This is a genomic window from Chryseobacterium contaminans (genome assembly GCF_001684955.1).
In the GTDB taxonomy this organism is placed as follows: Bacteria; Bacteroidota; Bacteroidia; order Flavobacteriales; family Weeksellaceae; genus Chryseobacterium; species Chryseobacterium contaminans.
This window is the reverse complement of record NZ_MAYF01000333.1, coordinates 1-18,882: the sequence shown is the minus strand read 5'-3', so window position 1 is coordinate 18,882 and position 18,882 is coordinate 1. Positions and strand designations below refer to the sequence as shown.

Sequence of the window (18,882 nt, the reverse complement as noted above, 5' to 3'; positions counted from 1 at the left end):
TTTCAATCGATCTGAAAAAGCGAACGCATACTCACAAAGCTTCATCAGCGACGAAGTCGCATTACTTAGCCTCCTAAAATAAAGTATTCGAATCACTAATTCTTTGCGTCTATAGAATTTAGAATAATCAATCGGTATTCAATTGTTTTACCACAACTTTTGAGCATGATCCACTTTTACAGCCTGATATTTTATGGTTTGAATTTTTACGTATTAAAACCTGAGTCTGTCTGAAATTGACAGTCTAAAAGTGCTATAACAGTGATTTCAGCAGCATTGAAGCTTGGTTTGATAACCCTCTATTGTCTAAATATATATCTAGCATATTTCAAATCCAGGTTAGCTAATTTATTTTCGGACACCTTATTAATACGATTATAGAAGTCAGGATAAACTCCATAATTAAGTTCTGTATTTCTACAAACTCATTGTCTTTAAGTTGTTCTTCCATGAAGGTTTTTGTTTAGATTTTTTATATAACAAAAAAGCTTTAGAACACTTGTTCTAAAGCTTTTTGCACTATTTTGAATTAATAACTAAGATCTGATAAAATCCTGACTTCATACCTACTCTTGTAGCATAAATAGTGATTTAATTCTTATTATGTTCAAGCTCGCTAAGATATTTCTCAGCGTCCATCGCTGCCATACAGCCGCTCCCTGCAGCTGTAATCGCCTGTCTATAGATATGATCCTGAACATCTCCTGCTGCAAATACACCAGGAAGATTTGTCCTCGTAGACCCTTTTTCTGTAAGGATATAACCATTTTCATTTAAATCGAGCTGACCACCAAAAACTTCTGTATTAGGCTTATGACCGATAGCGATAAAAATACCATGAACATCTATTGTAGATTTCTCATTGGTAACATTATTAATTGCTACAGCTCTTTCTACAAGGTTATTTTCTCCTTCAATAGCTACCAGCTCATGATTGAATTTCACTTCAATATTAGAAGTATTCATTACACGATGAACCATAGCTTTAGAAGCACGAAAATGATCTTTACGAACTAACATAATTACCTTATTACAGATCTTGGACAAATACGTAGCTTCTTCAGCAGCAGTATCCCCGGCTCCTACAACAATAACATCTTTTCCTTTGTAAAAGAAACCATCGCAAGTAGCACAAGCAGATACACCTCCACCACTGTATTTTTTCTCGTCATCTAATCCAAGATATTTAGCTGTTGCCCCTGTAGAAATAATTACAGTTCTAGCCAATATTTCACGAGTACCTGTGCTTAGCTTGTGTATACCACCTTCTTCTTTAGCAAATTCTACAGTGCTAATCATCTCATAGTGAACTTTAGTTTCAAAACGCTCCGCCTGCTTTTGTAAATCCATCATCATTTCAGGTCCAGTAATTCCTGATGGATATCCCGGAAAGTTATCTACTTCGGTTGTTGTAGTTAATTGCCCTCCCGGTTCAAGTCCAGTAAACAGTTCTGGCTTCATGTCTGCTCTTGCAGCGTAAATAGCTGCTGTATATCCAGCAGGCCCAGAGCCTACGATTATACAATCTAAAATATTTTCCATACAATCTCAGTTCGGATACAATTTCGTTAACATTATATTACTCTGTTAAATTTTAATATTGATAATTAACTAAGTATACAATCTACTAACAAAAAACTCTTCTTTTTAATAACCAAATATTTCAGCCAGTGTAAGCTTTTTAAACTCACCTAGCTTCTTCATATCTTCTTCTTTTACTTTATTTTCACTAGCCACTATACAATAAGTATAATTCTTACCACTAAGCTCCTTGGAATGGAAGTTTTTAATATCATTAAAACTCATCGTCTGGGTTTGCTCAAATATATTCTTACGAATATCAAAATTGTTCCCTAGTTTCTGAGCTTTGATATAATTAAAAATAATTCCGTCCTGAGAGATTCTTTCCGATGCTAATGTTTTCTTTAATCCGTCTTTAGCCGTAACAAATAGTTTTTCAGATTGTGGCAGTGTAGTAAGCAAATCATTCATAGCGGCAGTTGCCTCATTGAATTTATCCGCCTGCGTTCCTACATACGCCATAATTACATCTCTGTCACCTTTTTTACCAGGAGTAGAATAGTATGATGAAGTAGAGTAAGCCAAAGCCTTAGATTCTCTTATTGTCTGGAATACAATTGATCCCATTCCGCCACCAAAATAATTATTGAATAAGCTAATTGTCGGAACTTCTTTAGCATTATAGAAATCGGAATTTCTGGACCATGCTACTTCTGACTGGACCATATCATAGTCAGCAAAAAGCACTTTATTCTTATCCGAAGTAGTTTGAGTAAATGTCTTACTCTGAGCAAAGTTTTTGAAAGCAGACGGAGTTTTATGAAGAGGTTTTAAAGCTGCTACAAGCTCTGCCCCGGCTTTTGGTCCATAATAAAGAACATCATGCTTGTAATTGAACAGATCATGTAATATTGCAACAAGATCCTCAGCTTTCAGTGCATCTAATTCAGCATCTGTCAATACATTATTAAATGGATTCTGAGCGCCATACTGAGCATAACTTCTTAATCCGGCCATAATAGAACCTTTGTTCTGCTTAGCATTTTGTCTTGCTTTTTTCAGCCTTGCTTTGAATGCCTGTAAAGCTTCTTCATCCGGCTGACAGTTTTTAAGAAGATCTTCAAAAAGACTTATCGACTGAGCAAAATTTGAATTAAGACCATCTAATGTAATATAGGTTTCTTCATTACCTGCACTTACCTTGAAGCTGGCTGCCAACTTATAAAAATCTTTACTTATATCTTCTGAAGATTTATTTTTAGTCCCCAGAAATTCCAAATAACTTGCTGCTAAAGGCAATAGTTTATTATTCCATTTACCTACACCGAAATAATAATGCAGACGGAACAGGTCATTATCTGTATTTTTTACAGAAAGGATATTTAATTCGCCCAATTTAGATTTCTGAATGTCCTTATTATAATCCAGCCATACTGGTTTTATAGGTAATTCAGGCATATTATTAACCTTTACAAGGAAAGGAGATTGTGCATCGCGATTAACTTCTACCGGAGTAATAGGTGGTTTCTCAACTTTCACTACATTTTTGTCTGCACCTTTTCTCTTGTAAACAGCCACATAATTATTATCATTAAAATATTTATTGGCAAAATTTACAATATCCTGTTTGGTAAGAGCAGAAATCTCACCGATATAATCCAATGTAGATTTATGATCCACACCGGATGTAAATTCATTCATGAGATTACCAGCACGAGAGGTGTATCTCTCATCACCCTGAATTGTATTTTTCTTCACATTATTGACAACAGACGGGATTAGATCATCCGGGAAATCTCCTTTTTTAAGTTTGTTAATTTCCTGAAGCAATAATTCCCTAACCTGATCCAAAGTTTGCCCTTCAACAGGATTTCCTTGTAAAAGCATTACGGAATAATCTTTTAAAGGATATGCAGATGCTGATGCTCCCAGAAGCTTTTGTTTTTTAACCAAATCCAGATCAATAAGCCCAGCTTGTCCGTTGGTCAACATTTCACCAACTAACGAAAGTAAACGGGCATCCTTAGTAGAAGCACCAGGGAAACGGAATCCTATCATAATATTCGCCGGATTAGGTCCCCATACTTCTTTTACCACAGGTGCAGAAATAGGATTTTCCTTTCCAGGATTATATTCAGGGATTTTCTTTGCTTGCATATAAGAAAAAGCCTTATCTATTTTAGCTATAAGCTCGTCCGGATTAAAATCTCCCGACATAATAACCCCCATATTGTTAGGTACATAATAGGTGTTATAATATTCGCGAATTGCTTTTAAAGAAGGATTCTTCAAATGTTCGATAGTACCAAGGGTAGTTTGCTTACCATAATTATTTTCTGGGAAAAGTCCGGCAAACATCGTTTCAAAAACTTTACGTCCGTCGTCATCCAACCCACGATTCTTCTCTTCATAAACGGCCTCCAGCTCGGTATGGAAAATACGTAATGCCGGAGCACGGAAACGTTCAGACTGTAATGCCAAAAACTTATCCATAGCATTAGCAGGGATATCCTCAGTATAAACAGTCTGTTCAAAAGAAGTAAATGCATTGGTTCCTTGTCCCCCCATAGCACCCATCATTTTGTCGTACTCGTTAGCGATTGCGAACTTTGCAGCTTCTCCGGACACCTGGTCTATTTGTTTGTAAATAGCTTTACGCTTTTCTACATCTGTAGTTTTGTTATACTCTTCGTATAATCCATCAATTTTATCCAAAAGTGGTTTTTCCTTAGACCAGTCTTTTGTACCAAACTTATCCGTTCCTTTAAAAAGCATATGCTCCAGGTAGTGAGCCAATCCGGTATGATCCGCAGGATCGGTTTTGCTACCAGCTTTTGTAGCAATATATGCCTGAATACGGGGTTCTTTTTTAGTTGGACTTAAAATAACGGTTAAGCCATTTTTCAGTGTATAATATCTTGCTGATGTAGGATCATTGGTTACATATTGATAAGTATATCCTGCTGAAGTAGCCTCTTTCCACTCGTATGTCTGGCTTTGTGCAAAATACATATTGCTGAATGTTGCAGCAATAGTAATTGCAATAGTAATTTTTTTAAAAAACTTCATGTATTAATTATTTTTTCAAAACTAGATTGAATATTTTCAGTTTTCTTTCATCTAAGGTTTATATTACTTTTTAAATTTTTTTATTCCATCTTCCAGCCAGTTTTGATAGGCATTAATATCTGGATTGTAGGCAGTAGGCGCGTTCAGGTTATTACCTTCATGATCAATCAAAACATAATAAGGTTGCGCATTTGTTTGATATTTCAATATCTGAAATTCACTCCACTTTTGTCCTGTATATTCTATTTCTTTACCTGTAATTTCAGATTTAAATCTTTCGTTTTCAGGAAGTTCTCTTTTATCATCAACATACAATGAAACAACAACAACATCATTTTTCAAATGATTCAAGACTTTTTCATCTGGCCAAACCTTTTCTTCCATTTTTCTACAATTCACACAAGCATAGCCTGTAAAATCTAGCATTACAGGTTTACCGACTTTTTTAGCATATGCAATTCCTTTATTATAATCGTGGAATGTAGGAATATCATGCGGCCCAGATTCTGCACCTTCAGGAAGTGCAGATGCTATATCTGTTCCATTAGCTTTTCCAGCTCCTCCTCCAACTCCTTTAGGAGATTCACTGTAATTCATTGGTGGTGGGAAACCACTAATTAGCTTTAGCTGAGCACCCCACAATCCCGGAATAAGATAAATCGTAAAACTTAGCACAATAATTCCTAAACAAAGTCTCCCTACCGAAATAAAATTCAACGGAGAATCGTGCGGAAGAGTAATTTTCCCAAATAGATACAATGCAAGACTTCCAAAAATAGCGATCCATATTGCTAAAAAAACTTCTCTTTCCAACCAATGAAGTTGTAACACCAAATCTGCATTTGATAAAAACTTAAAAGCCAATGCCAGCTCCAAGAAGCCTAATACTACTTTCACTGTATTCAACCAGCTTCCTGATTTTGGTAAGGCATTCAGCCAGCCCGGGAAAGCAGCAAACAATGAAAATGGAAGCGCAATAGCGGTAGAAAAGCCCAACATCCCAACGATTGGTGCAATACCTCCTTTAGAAGCAGCTTGTACCAGTAGTGTTCCTACAATAGGTCCTGTACAAGAGAATGATACCACCGCTAATGTAAGTGCCATAAAGAAAATGCCAACCATACCACCTCTGTCTGCCTGCGAATCTACTTTGTTGGCAAATTTACTTGGCAGTACAATGTCAAATGCTCCCAAAAACGAAATGGCAAAAATAATTAGCAGAATGAAAAATATAAGATTAAACCAGACATTTGTGGAAAGCGCATTCAAAGAATCGGCACCGAAAATCCCAGTAACCAATGACCCCAATATCACATAAATAACAATGATTGAAATACCATAAATCGTAGCATTCCTTATTCCAGCGGCCTTCGTTTTACTTTGCTTAGTAAAAAAGCTTACTGTCATCGGAATCATTGGAAATACACACGGAGTAAGTAATGCTGCAAAACCGGAAAAAAACGACAAAAGAAAAATTGCTAAAAGTCCTCTGTCAGCAGTATTTTCAGTTTCTGTCGCAGCTGCCGTTTTTATACCTTTTTTTTCGGGAGCAGCTGCTACATTTTTCAAGTCGAACATAAGATCTGCACTGCTAACAGGTAGTACTTTGGAAGTATTCCCTACCATGTATTCCACTGTGGCATTAATAGGATTAGGTTTTCCTTCAATGTTCACTTTTTGCTTAAAAACCACTTCACCAATAAAAGTTTTCACTTTCAGTTTAAAAACCGGGTCTTCTATTGTTTTTCCTTCATTCTCGGCGGTATTTCCCACTAGGGTAAAGCCTCCAGCACTATCATCATACATAAAAGCTGTTGCAGCAGGTCCCTCCATTACTTCCTGAGAGTATAGATGCCAGCCATCTTTAATAATCGCAGTAGCAACGAGATTATATTCTTTATCTGAAATTTTTTCTACACTTGTCTTCCATGCAACAGGATTTATGTCCTGTGCATGAAATATAACAACTGTAAAAAAAGCCAGTAACCATATTAATTTTTTCATAAATTATAAAAACAGTTTGTTATTTTACCTGAAATACAAGAGCTTCCACCTTTGGGGGAAGACATTTTGTGTCATCACAAGCCATAAATTCAACATCACTTTTCACTTGGAACCCAGGGTTACTTTTTACCTTGATTCGCTGTTTGAAAACCGCTTTATTAGAGAAATATTTAATTTTCATTTCAAAAATCCGGTCCTCAACAACGGTTCCCTTATCTTCCATCGTATTACCCTTTTTTAGATAGCTTGGATTACTTTTAAAAGTAAATTTTGTAGGTACGGGGCCGCCCGCCGGAACAGACTGCGAGTATAGGTGCCAGCCTTTTTCAATAATAGCTGTAGCAATAAGATCATATTCATCAGCAGAGACCTTAGTCACACTTGTTTTCCATTTCACAGGGTTATACACCTGCGCACTAACGCCTATTATAACAAATAATAGAGCTATTGAAAATAATTTTCTCATAATTTTTAAGATTAAAATTTGCCTAAAAGCATTCAAATTAAGGCATTACACATTGTTTATTTTGAAGCAAAAATAGCTTCTAAGTCAGCGTCCATTTTCCTATCATCTTCCTCACCACCATTGTATCTGGCGACAATTTTCCCATCCGGACCTATCAATATCTTGGTTGGTAGACTACTTACGTTGTAGCCATCGCTAATATCTTTATCTTTGTTAATTTGCTGATGTGTCCCAGGCTTGTATTGTAAGCCTCGCAAAGTATGTTTCCATACACCGATACCATCTTTTTCAACTGCTTTTCTCCAAGCAGCTTGGTTGTTATCATCATCTGCTACACCTACTATTTCTAAACCTTTAGATTTGTAGGTATTATAAATTTTTAACAAATGAGGGTTACCTTTTCTACAAGGTATACACCAAGAAGCCCAAAAATCCATCAACACATATTGGCCTTTGAAATCTCCAAGTTTTATAGGGTTTCCATTGATATCTATGCTATCAAAATCTCCTGCCATAACACCCGGAACTCCTTTCTGCTTGGCTTCGATCTTCGAGAGAAGATACTTAGCCTCTTTAGTATTTTTATATAAGTTGTTAAAGCTGTTGTAGTACTTTATGGCTTCTTCATAACTCATATCATCAAGATAAAAATACATGTTGTTTATATTGATAAAAGACTTTGGATTGTCCTTCATGAATTTCATTCCAGCAGCAGTCATTTCTTTATAAGCAGGACCTAGCAAAGCTTTTGCATCGTCTATTTCGTAAGCTACTGCCTCCGTCGCTTTCTCATCTTTTGTGGCGGCAACCTGGTCATACTTTTTTTGAAGCGCTTTTACTTTATCAAACTGCTTTTGGTACTTCTTTTTAATCTTATCATTAATAGCCTCGAATCGATAACTATCATCCTGAGGTTTGGAACCTGTCAAAACGCTTTTTCTGAAGTCAGAATAATTCAGCTTTAGAGTTTGTTTTTTAGGTTCCAGGTAAAAGGAAGTAAAGGACGTTTGATCTTTATAATTATATTTAGAATCCCGCAAAAAAAGCACACTACTAACAGGGCCTTCCATGTCTCCGTCCAAATGGAATTTGCCACTTTTTACTTCTATGGATGCAGCTTCTTCACCTTTATAATAGTATATTTTACCATCTTGCAAACCGATAACCGTACCATCTATATGGAATTTATTCTGGGCAGATGTCTGAACAGCCATAGTGGTCAGAAGGCTTGTAGCCAAGACTGTTTTTATTATATTTAGTTGTATCATTTCTTTACTATTTATATGAATTACATTTTTTCAATTTTAGCTTTCAGTTCGATACTTTCGGCACTTGGATCTTCTTTCTTCCCCTCATATTTTTTGAGGAAATAGTTAATATTTTCCAAAGCTTTTCCTTTGTTTCCTACTTTGAAGTATAAATTAGCAAGGCAAAAATTAGTCGCGACAAAGTTTGGATTGATATCTTTTATACCTTCCAACATATTGATTGATTTTTCATAAAGTCCAGCTTTTTCAAATTCAGGACTGATTGCAACATTATAGGCAATATTAATATAATTAACCAGGCTACTCTTTTTATCCTTTTGGAAAGCTATATCGGCTTGTTCCTTGTTAAAATCAAACCATGTATCATACTCTTTGTGCTCAAAGTAATATTCGGAAATAACTGTTCTTTCTAAAACATCTTGATATTGAGAGATAAAATCTTTACGTGTTTCTGCAATAGCCTTCTTCAAATCATCCATAGACTTTGCCGATTTGGCAACTTTATTGAGATAATCTGAGATTGCTTGTGTCATAACATAGTCATACCCTTTTTCTCCAATATCAGCTTTAGCAATAAACTTCGATTTGTTTTTTAGTAAATAATTGTATTCTTTACTTTTATATTTAATTCCTGTACATTGAATAATCGTAAATCCATCATCAGATAAATATTGTGTCGGTGTCATTTTAGAAATTGCTTCACTTCCTATCTTGATACATTCATCATTTTTAAACGCCTCAAACAAGACTTTGACATACTTTGCGAGGAATGGTAAATCTCTTTTCCCTGCTTTATATTGCTTCTCCATAGTGCTCATTTGTTTGGCTGGATCTTTGGCTATTTCCGCTAATTCCAAGAAGTCTTCGCTAGTGCCAGCTCCTGAAGCTCTGTGTAATACTTTCCCATCACTATCCAGGAAAAGTAAGGTCGGGTAAGCCTTCACATCATAGGTTTTTACCAATTCTATTCCTTCACCTTTTTCCATGTCCATTTTGATGCTAACGAAATTGGCATTAATATAATCGCCAACCTTTTGTTGTGGGAAAATTTCTTTTGACATTACTTTACACGGACCACACCATGTAGTGTAGCTGTCCATAAAGACTAATTTTTTCTCCACCTTAGCTTTTGCTAATGCTTCTTTGAAAGTTCCATGTTCAAAGTTTATTCCCTGTGCCCACATTGTGGAAATGGAAACAGAAAGAATAAATATTGCTGTAATTTTTTTCATTTTTTATTTTACTGTTATAAAGTTTATAGATTTCAATTTTTTAACCCGTAATAGAGACATAGTTTTTCATCGTAACAAGGTTCCTTAACTGTATAATAGTTTTCATCGTAGATGAAAATACAGTTATAAACTATTGCTACTTTCATTAAAAAAATTTATTTCTATATGCCTATGTGGTGATTATTTCAAAAGTTTTATTCTAAATCAAAAAAATCCAAAGCAGAGCAAGAAGCCCTGCTTCAAGGAAAAATAAATGTTAATATGAAGGGTTTTGCTTCACTGTTTTACCACCGGCATCAATAGATTCGGTAGGAATTGGTAGAATAAATTTATCAGGGTTGGTTGCAGATGCTTTAACATCGGAAACTTTGAAACCTCCACTAAAACCACCATCTATATAATCGTACCGGATTAAATCATACCAGGTTTCTCCACCTTCGGCATACAATTCCGCTAGTTTTTCGTAACGTACTGCTTTTAAAAACTCAGATAGTGTCATGTTACTAGGATAGATTTCAAAACCATTTCCACCAGTTGCTTTTGCTCCTGCTCTGGTTCTTATGGTATTAATTGCCTTCAAAGCCTGCTCAGTTACCACATTATTAGCTCTTGCACTGGCTTCTGCCAAAATAAGATACACCTCTGCCATACGCATTTGGTAAAACATCTCATTGGTACCCGATACGAAATTAGAACGATATTTAGTCGTATAAAAGCCTCCATATTTAGAATTGGTTGGGAATGAATTGTTTCTTATACCGTTATCGCAGATAATGGTCTGTCCACCAACATTAATAGTTTGAGCTAACGCATCTTTATAAGATTGGGCCATTTTCGCATAAGTTCCTGAATAATTATTACCGATACCAATACCTAAAGAACCCTCACCAGCAGTACCAAATAAAATCTCAGGATTGCTAAATATTGTTGTGGTAGTATGATCCAAAAAGAATTCGGTATAGGTAGTTGCCAGTCTGAAATTAGCATTGGAAGCATTAATAACATCCTGGCATAAATTAGCAGCTTCCTGGTATTTCCCCATGTACAGTAATACTCTTGCTTTCAGAGCTTTTGCAAAGGTTTTGCTGGTATATTTTTTACTTCTAAGATCGGGGGCATTGGCAATACCTTCATCCAAATCCGCCAGTATAGAGGCATAGGTCTGTGCTACTGTGCTTCTTGGTGGAATAATATTATCCCTAACAGGAGAATTTCTTAACACAATACCGTATTCTGAATTGATATTGTAAAACTGTCCGAAGTTACGCAACAGGTAAAAATCTGCCAAGGCACGCATAATCTTACCTTCAGCAATAATTTCTGCTTTTCTACCTGCTGTGGTAAAAACATTATCACCAAGAGCTGTGGTTTTCTCTATTATCCAGTTGCTGCGGTTTACAATATCATAAAGTAGAGCATAGATATCTTGTGTTCTTTTAGCTCCAGTCGCAATAGGATTGTTTGTTGCTAATCCAACATCTTCCGCACTGTTTGAAGAAGTACCATTGATGCTGTACCCACTCATAATATCCGGTACAAGAACCAGCATTGGCATCCCAGTATTGGTGCTTCCCTGTAAGAACCCGGAATATACCCCGGTAAGTGCCAATTCTGCAGAAGCTTCATTCTTTATCGCATTATCAGCATCTAAGGAGTAAAGTGGTTTATAATCGTCTAATGGTTCTGAAAGCTGACACGCTGTAGTAGACAACATTAGGGCTGCTACTAATACTATATTTTTGGATATTCTATTTTTCATGTTATTCTTTTTAGTGATTTACAAAAACGCATTAGAAGGTTACATTTAGAGAAAAAGTAAAGGTTCTCACATTTGGATAACCCCTACCATCATCGCTAGTATATCCTGTACTTCTGTTGGCAAAAGAACTGGATATAACATCCTCCGGATCCAAGCCCGGGTAGTTGGTAATGGTCAACAAGTTGTTTCCGCTTAGTGATAAATGCACTCTGGAAATCCCTGTATCTTTGAACATTTCAGATGGCAGGGTATAACCAATAGAAGCAGAACGTAACTTGATATATGAAGCATTAGCCACAGATCTCGATGTCGGGGTGTAGCCATGAGTGGCCGATCCATAAGCCGCATACGGCGCATTGGGATTATCCGGAGTCCATGTTTCAAATACCTCCTTAGTTGGGTTGTTATGTGGGTTGATGGCATACAGGTTGGTAATATTGTCATACAAACGTTTACCGCCTTGGGAGAAATTCCAGTTCATGCTGAAATCCCAGTTTTTATAAGTTACCGTATTATTCCATCCACCGAAGTATTTCGGGTTGATATCACCTAGAGGAACTCTGTCAGCAGAGGTAATTTTACCATCACCATTTATGTCTCTGAAAATATAGTCTCCAGGTTTTTTTAAAGATGATTGGTATTGTCCCCCCGCTGCTGCTGAATTTAGTGCATCAATTTCTGCTTGATTTTGAGCAATTCTTACCACATCATAACCGATGAATACACCCAGAGGTTGTCCTTCTATTAAGGTTTGTCCTGCAGATCTACCTCCATATAAATGATCCAGGTTATTTTTAACCGTAGACAGATTGAAAGAGGTATTCCATTTCAAATTTTTGTTTCGGATCACATCTACACCTAATAAAAATTCCCAACCTTTGTTCGACACGTCTCCTACGTTGGCGTTCCAGTTTTTGAAGCCTGTTTCATAGCCTAATGGTGTCATTAGAATAATCCCCGTTGTTTTCTTGTTGTAGTGTACGATTTCCCCATTCACTCGAGAGTTAAATAAACTGAAATCCATACCAAAATCTGTCTGAGCTGTTTGCTCCCACCTGATATTATCGTTTGGCACACCGGATACTACAATACCATTAACACCATCATACTTAGAACCATTATTATCCAAAGATTTGTAATATGCTAAATACGTAAAAGAAGGTAGATTATCGGATCCTGTTATTCCCCATGAGGCTCTAAATTTCAGCTGGTTTAGGAAACTGACCTTCTCCATAAAGTGCTCTTTGTGAACATTCCATGCTAATGCTCCGGAAGGAAAAAATCCATATTTGCTCCCAGGTCCGAATTTGGTAGAACCGTCTCTTCTTCCTGTAAAGGTTAATAAATACTTACCTTTGTAACCATAATTTATTCTACCGAAGATCGAGTTAAGTCCTTGCTCCAAACTTTCACTGCCTGCAGCATCAAAGTAGGTAGCAGAGTTTATATCTACTAACACGTCATCATCTGGAAAGCCGCGATAACTCTGCGAGGATGCATCGTAACGATTGTGGTTATAAGATATCCCCACTATGGCATCTATTCTGTGATTATTGCCAATCTGTTTGTTATAACTTAATGTGTTCTCAAAAGATGTAGACCAACTTTCATTGGTTTGGTTAACCAACTGAGCTCCCGGTTTACCGTCATAGAGATCACTAATCAAGGCTTCCTGGCTTTTTGAAGTTATGAATCTGGTAGAAGTATCTGTATTTGTTGAAACACTTAGCTGAGATTTGAACTTCAAATCCTTCAGAAGGCTCGCTTCTCCATAGATGGAGCCTAGCAGATTTTTGGAGATGGCCTTTCTTCTGGTTTGCATACCTTCTCCCAACAAGGTATATTGTGTCCCAAAGTCTCCTTCGTATGTAGCAAAGTTTCCTTTATCATCGAAAGGTGCCAGATCCGGGCGGAAATTGCCTTGAGAAAGAGAACTAAAACCTTTGTTTTTATTTACTGAATAGTTATAGTTGATGGTACCACCTATTTTTAGCCATTTGGTAATAGTAGCATCCAGATTAGAAGCAAAAGTATAACGTTTGAAGTCATTTTCTTTCATTACTCCGTCTTGGTCAGACACTCCTGCGGATATCATATAGTTAACATTCTCAGATCCACCACTTACATTCATGCTGTACTGACTCCACAATGCTGCATTATTAGAAATTTTCTTTTGCCAGTCAGTATCCGCTTTTCCAAAGTAAGTATCTGGACTAGTGACCATAGCATACTCACGTGGGAAATCTGGCCAGCTCGAGGGATCATAATTGTTTAGGTAAGTTTGTGCTGCCATTATTGCAAACCTTTTATAGTCGGCAGCATTTAAATAATCATATCTAGCAGATGGACTTTGTATTGTAGAAGAGACATTGAACGAAAGCTTCGGCGCTTGTCTTCTTCTACCTCGTTTAGTGGTAATGATAATCACCCCATTTGCAGCTCTGGAACCGTAGATAGCTGCTGAAGATGCATCTTTCAATACGTCAATTCTTTCGATATCATCCGGGTTAATTGCCAATAGCGGGTTTTCCCTGAAACCGTAATTCACTAATCCTAAACTTTCAGAATTCGGGGTTATGTTTATAGCAATACCATCTATTACATATAAGGGCTGATTATCGCCACGGATCTGACTAAGCCCACGGATGTTAACAATAGCACCACTACCTGGTGCACCACCACGACTTTGCACATTAACCCCAGGAAGCTTCCCTACCAGAGCATTGTCGATAGATTGAGTTTTAATCTGTTGAATATCTTCAGCGTTAATGGAAGCAACTGATCCCGTTAAGTCTTTCTTTTTAGACGAACCATAACCTATCATTACCACTTCTTCCACCATTTTTACTTTAGATTTTAACTTAACATTATAAACTGTTTTGTCTTTACTAATAATCTCTGAATAAGTGGAAAAGCCTTCTTCCATTACCATCAAGTAATGACCAACCTCTCCCTGAATGCTAAAGTTACCATCAGAATCGGTGGTCGTTCCACGCATCACAAAGTCTTTATTAACACTGCTACCAGCAGGTTCTGTAGAAGTAACATAAACATAAATATTGGACACTGGTGCACCATTGGCATCTGTAACCTTACCTTTAACTTCAATAGTTTGCGCAGATTTTGCAGAATTTTTTTTAATAATAATGGTATTGTTAGAGGTAATCTCATAATAGAAATTTCCGTTGGCGATTTTCTCTAGAAGATCTTCCACAGTAAGTGTACCTTTTTCAAGGTAAATTTTCGGAATATTATCGAACATATCCGAACGGTATACAAAACGATAGGAAGTTTGTTTTTTTATCAATTCAAAAATCTGGTCAACAGAAGCATCTTGGCTGTTCTTAATAACGACTTTGGTGTTTTGCGATGAAAGTCCTAAAGGTGCAAAACTAAAAAGCGTAGCGGATAGGGTGAAAATAAATCCTCGCATAAGTAAATTTGGCAAGCTCTTTGTTGAATGAAGAGCATTACTAGGTTTAAAAAAATTCATAAATTTGATCTTGATTTATCAGTTAGTGTTGAATTAATTATAAGTCGCATTGGGGAAAAGCTGGTCTATGTTTCGAAGGCTAACCACTTTTCCCTTTATTTTTATTACTTATAACTTTTGTTTACTTAAAAATTACCGTGTTTTGTTCTATTTCATATGGAGTATTGTTTGCTTCATTTATAATTGCTAAAATGTCTTCTATTTTTTGGTTTTTGTCCAAAATTCCATTGAAAGTAACATTTTCAATAGCTGGATTTTTGAAAACTGTTTTTACATTGTACCATCTTTCCAAAACTTTCATAATGTCCTTCAAAGGCATATTCTGAAAGCTGAACACACCTTCTTTCCAGGCTACCTCATTGAAAATGTCTACAGTTGACATTTTCAAATTATTGCTGGAACGGCTGAGTACAGACCTATCACCTGGTTGCAAAGCCTGAGTTTCAGTACCATTAGAAATTTTTATTTTTCCTTTTACCAAGGTTGTGGTTATGACATTTTCATTTTCGTAAGCTTTAACATTAAATTCAGTTCCTAAAACTTCGATATCTTGCTTACCGGTTAAAACTTTAAAATGTGATCCTTTATGTGCTGTACTGTGTGAAACATCAAAGTAGGCTTCGCCATAAACCAATTCAACCTCACGTGGCTTACCATCTACAAAAGCAGTTGGGAATTTTAGTTTTGAATCTGAATTCAGCCAAATTTTTGTTCCATCCGCTAGTTTAATAAGAAACTGTCCCCCTTTTGGTGTTGTTAAATAATTAAGCTCGGTGTCGCCTGATACGTTGTTATTATAAACAATCTCTTTTCCATTGCTATCCGTATTTTCGGAATGGTAATTATCACCTTCTCCAAGAGATATTTGTTTTCCATTCCCAAGAGTTAGAATAGCTTTATCGGTTCCAGGGTTTATGCTGATTTTAGTAATACTGTTTTTTTGCTCTAAAAATTTATCCTTAACAATATACTGGGTTGCAATAATTCCGGAAATAAATAATAAAACGGCGGCTGCGGCTGCGTATTTCCAAATTTGAAGTTTTTTTGTCGGAGTTTTAATTTTATTTTTGATAGCCAACCATCCCTCTTCTTTATCAATCTGGCGAATTAATTCAGCGCGTTGTTCTAACGTTTTTTTATCTGTAATTTGATTTAATATATACTGTTTATCAGATTCAGAAAAAAAATCTGAGTCTAACAAGGCGTCGGGCTTTTCTTTATTTAAAATAGAAGAAGCTGTACTTTTTGAAATCTGGAGTATTTTGTTAATTATTGACATTGTATAACGATGCTATATCAATAAGACGACAAAAAGTATAAAGAGGGTGAATTAAAAAAAATATTTTTTTCATTTATTTTCAAAAAGCCTTTAATTTAACGTTAATTTTCTATAACATATTTATTAAATACTCTTCTAAACAAATGAATTATTACTAATTTCTGATTTTAAAAACAAAAACAAATAATAAGAAAGAATCTTTTAGTAAAGGCTTTAAAAACTTGTAAGCGTTTTTTTTATGGGTTTTAATTGTATTTATAGAAATACCTAATTTTTCAGAAATCTCAATGTTACTCATACCACCAATACTTAGTCTGATTACTTCAGCGCATTTAGGAGGCAATGTATTTACAGCATTTTCAATAATCATCGAAATATCGGAGACTGCAACCTCGCGAAAAAAGAAGGAATCTGTTTCCATCTGAGCAATATCTTCATCACTGATGGAACGAGTAGCTTTTATGTGTTTACTCTTTAAATAATCTAAAGAACGGTTTTTTACAGCCATGTAGAAATAAGACTTTATAGCAGCCTCATCTTGCAGCTGAATTTTTTTCTCCCATATTTTGATAAAAACTTCCTGAACGATGTCTTTCGCCATATCCAGATCTTGAATATACGTGTTCGAGAACACGCATAAAGCAGGATAAAGCGTATTAAAAGCATTTTCATATTCTTTTAATGATAAAGATGACATTTTCATATTTTTAGGAGAGATAACAATGACAGATTTATAACTGTATATTAACTGTAAAAAGAATTCAAAAGTATAATACTTCAGCTTAAAATCAAAAAATAATTAAGTTTTAATAAAGTATTTACTCTAGAGAATAGGCTGTAACATTTTTTACTTCAGATAATACAAAGTAAGTATGTATTGTGTTCACATGAGGAAGTAAGGATAGTTTGTGGCGTAGAAAAACATTATAAGCATCCATGTCTTTCGTGACAATACGAAGCATAAAATCATAGGATCCTGCAATCTGATAACATTCCATAACTTCTGGAAATTTACTGACTTCTCTCTCAAATTCCTGTAACACTTCAAAAGTATGAGATTTCAAAAAGACCTGCGGAAAAGAGATGAGTCCTAATCCTATTTTATCACGATCCAATATGGCAACTGTCTTTTTGATATATCCCCTGGATTTAAGCTTTTTTACTCTTTCATGGGTAGCTGCAACGGAAAGATGAAGTTTTAGTGAAAGTTCTTTGTTGTTTAATGTTGCATCTTCTTGAAGAAGTTTCAGTAGTGTAAGATCGATATTGTCAAGGTTCATAATATATTTTTTTGTTAAAGGGCAAATTTAAATCTAATTCACATTATTTTTATGGTAATTACAATATATACAAGAAAATTTATTGAATATTAACAAATATATTGAATAATAAATTAAGTAATAATAGTTTTGCAAAATAAAAATCGAAACCTATTATTAATACTAAATATTATGAATGCTACTTCAAACGTTTGTTTATCTCCTGAATTAGACCGTCAATTTAAACATTTATGGCATTTGGTTGGAAATACACCAATGCTAGAACTGCAATATATTTATAAGAATAAACCAGGCAAAATATATGTAAAATGTGAGAACTATAATCTTACAGGAAGTATTAAAGACCGGATGGCATTGTATATTTTGCATAAATCTTATATGAATTGCAAAATTCAGCCAGATGATATTATTGTGGAAGCAACAAGTGGAAATACAGGCATTGCTTTTTCGGCAATAGGGAAAAATTTGGGACATCGTGTAAAGATTATTATGCCTAACTGGTTAAGCAAAGAGCGTATTGACATTATAAAAAGTATGGGAGCAGAAATCGAATTGATCTCGAAAGAGGAAGGCGGTTTCTTAAGAAGCATCAAACTTTGTGAGGAGTTAGCGTCTAAAGGAGGTGTTTTTATACCTCGTCAGTTTGAAAACCAATACAATATTGAAGCTCATGAATTAACAACAGGTAAAGAAATTGCGCTACAATTAGAAAATATAGGATTGAGAGCTGATGCATTCGTTGCAGGGGTTGGTACTGGCGGAACTGTTATGGGAGTTGGCAAACAATTAAAAAAATATAATCCTGAAGTTAAAATTCATCCATTGGAGCCTCTCGAAAGTCCTACTTTAACAACAGGTTACAAAGTTGGAATTCATCGTATACAAGGGATTTCGGACGAATTTATTCCTGCAATCGTTCAATTGGATAAACTGGATAAAATCATCAGTGCATCAGATGGAGATTCCATCATTATGGCGCAAAAGCTAGCTAGCCAGTTAGGTTTAGCAGTAGGCATATCTTCCGGGGCCAATATTATTGGTGCTATAAAATTAAGAGAAGAAATGGGCGATGATGCTGTTGTAGTAACAATAATTGCTGACGATAATAAAAAATATCTAAGCACTGATCTTGTTAAAGATGAGCCAATGAAAGAAAGCTACCTAACAAAAGACATCCATTTTACTGGCTCATTATCGATTAAAAGATTGGAAAAACCATTATTGATATAGTTATATATTAATACCCGTAGTGCAATTGGTTTAGATTGTATAAAAGCTGCACAAACTTATATAAATCGGTAAATTATAGTTATTAAACCAACTATTCACTGCACAAATTTACAGCAAATTAAGGGAGAATTTTAGAAGTATTAAAGGGATAGGGTTAGATAGTGAGAATTTTTTATTTCAGATACAAAACCAAGGTTAACAGATTTAAGAATGATTGCGATAAATCTGACTTCTGAATATATGAGTATTGATATTTAGCATCAGCTTTTCAGAATCTCATT

Annotated in this window: 12 protein-coding genes and 1 pseudogene; 2 read left to right on the top strand and 11 right to left on the bottom strand. The window is 35.4% G+C overall.

The window, feature by feature from the left end; all coding sequences use genetic code 11:
- Window positions 1-591: 591 nt before the first annotated feature.
- The 11 genes from trxB to BBH99_RS18380 form a co-directional block, all read right to left on the bottom strand.
- Entirely contained in the window at window positions 592-1,542 is a 951-nt protein-coding gene (gene trxB / locus BBH99_RS18430) for a thioredoxin-disulfide reductase (protein WP_066699206.1), read from the bottom strand.
- Between the two features lie 105 nt (window positions 1,543-1,647).
- Window positions 1,648-4,590: a M16 family metallopeptidase gene (locus BBH99_RS18425; protein WP_066699200.1), complete on the bottom strand. Its 2,943-nt coding sequence runs from the start codon at window positions 4,588-4,590 to the stop codon at window positions 1,648-1,650.
- Between the two features lie 63 nt (window positions 4,591-4,653).
- Window positions 4,654-6,594, bottom strand: a complete 1,941-nt coding sequence (locus BBH99_RS18420) for a protein-disulfide reductase DsbD family protein (protein WP_066699198.1) — start codon at window positions 6,592-6,594, stop codon at window positions 4,654-4,656.
- A 19-nt stretch (window positions 6,595-6,613) separates the two neighbouring features.
- Window positions 6,614-7,060: a protein-disulfide reductase DsbD domain-containing protein gene (locus tag BBH99_RS18415; RefSeq protein ID WP_066699194.1), complete on the bottom strand. Its 447-nt coding sequence runs from the start codon at window positions 7,058-7,060 to the stop codon at window positions 6,614-6,616.
- Between the two features lie 56 nt (window positions 7,061-7,116).
- A complete protein-coding gene (locus BBH99_RS18410; RefSeq protein ID WP_066699182.1) occupies window positions 7,117-8,328 on the bottom strand; it encodes a TlpA disulfide reductase family protein in 1,212 nt (403 codons plus the stop codon).
- Window positions 8,329-8,348: 20 nt separating this feature from the next.
- Window positions 8,349-9,560 (bottom strand): thioredoxin family protein, encoded by a 1,212-nt coding sequence (locus BBH99_RS18405; RefSeq protein ID WP_066699180.1) that lies wholly within the window; start codon window positions 9,558-9,560, stop codon window positions 8,349-8,351.
- A gap of 256 nt (window positions 9,561-9,816) precedes the next feature.
- Complete coding sequence (locus BBH99_RS18400; protein ID WP_066699177.1) at window positions 9,817-11,319, bottom strand: RagB/SusD family nutrient uptake outer membrane protein; 1,503 nt, start codon at window positions 11,317-11,319, stop codon at window positions 9,817-9,819.
- A 31-nt stretch (window positions 11,320-11,350) separates the two neighbouring features.
- Complete coding sequence (locus tag BBH99_RS18395; protein ID WP_066699174.1) at window positions 11,351-14,752, bottom strand: SusC/RagA family TonB-linked outer membrane protein; 3,402 nt, start codon at window positions 14,750-14,752, stop codon at window positions 11,351-11,353.
- A gap of 181 nt (window positions 14,753-14,933) precedes the next feature.
- Window positions 14,934-16,091 carry a FecR family protein gene (locus tag BBH99_RS18390; protein WP_066699172.1) on the bottom strand — a complete coding sequence of 386 codons (1,158 nt, stop codon included), beginning with the start codon at window positions 16,089-16,091 and terminating at the stop codon, window positions 14,934-14,936.
- Between the two features lie 154 nt (window positions 16,092-16,245).
- A complete protein-coding gene (locus tag BBH99_RS18385; protein WP_228390840.1) occupies window positions 16,246-16,788 on the bottom strand; it encodes an RNA polymerase sigma-70 factor in 543 nt (180 codons plus the stop codon).
- 121 nt (window positions 16,789-16,909) lie between these two features.
- Window positions 16,910-17,371 carry an Lrp/AsnC family transcriptional regulator gene (locus BBH99_RS18380; protein WP_066699167.1) on the bottom strand — a complete coding sequence of 154 codons (462 nt, stop codon included), beginning with the start codon at window positions 17,369-17,371 and terminating at the stop codon, window positions 16,910-16,912.
- A gap of 171 nt (window positions 17,372-17,542) precedes the next feature.
- Between BBH99_RS18380 and BBH99_RS18375 the strand changes: the two genes are divergently transcribed.
- Window positions 17,543-18,601: a PLP-dependent cysteine synthase family protein gene (locus BBH99_RS18375; protein WP_066699207.1), complete on the top strand. Its 1,059-nt coding sequence runs from the start codon at window positions 17,543-17,545 to the stop codon at window positions 18,599-18,601.
- A 98-nt stretch (window positions 18,602-18,699) separates the two neighbouring features.
- Window positions 18,700-18,853: pseudogene (locus BBH99_RS23190) on the top strand (IS982 family transposase); the annotation flags it as partial.
- Window positions 18,854-18,882: the final 29 nt, after the last annotated feature.